Source organism: Pseudomonas sp. PS01303 (assembly GCF_029959385.1).
Taxonomy (GTDB): Bacteria; Pseudomonadota; Gammaproteobacteria; order Pseudomonadales; family Pseudomonadaceae; genus Aquipseudomonas; species Aquipseudomonas rustica.
On the sequence record NZ_JASCPK010000331.1, the window covers coordinates 1 to 429 of the forward strand.

The 429-nt window shown below is 55.2% G+C and carries 1 rRNA gene; it reads left to right on the top strand.

The annotated features are described in order from the left end of the window. Positions 1–406: ribosomal RNA gene (locus QMX93_RS30845) — 16S ribosomal RNA — on the top strand; the annotation flags it as partial. Positions 407–429: the final 23 nt, after the last annotated feature.

Sequence of the window (429 nt, forward strand, 5' to 3'; positions counted from 1 at the left end):
ATGGTGGGCACTCTAAGGAGACTGCCGGTGACAAACCGGAGGAAGGTGGGGATGACGTCAAGTCATCATGGCCCTTACGGCCTGGGCTACACACGTGCTACAATGGTCGGTACAAAGGGTTGCCAAGCCGCGAGGTGGAGCTAATCCCATAAAACCGATCGTAGTCCGGATCGCAGTCTGCAACTCGACTGCGTGAAGTCGGAATCGCTAGTAATCGTGAATCAGAATGTCACGGTGAATACGTTCCCGGGCCTTGTACACACCGCCCGTCACACCATGGGAGTGGGTTGCACCAGAAGTAGCTAGTCTAACCTTCGGGAGGACGGTTACCACGGTGTGATTCATGACTGGGGTGAAGTCGTAACAAGGTAGCCGTAGGGGAACCTGCGGCTGGATCACCTCCTTAATCGACGACATCAGCTGCTCCAT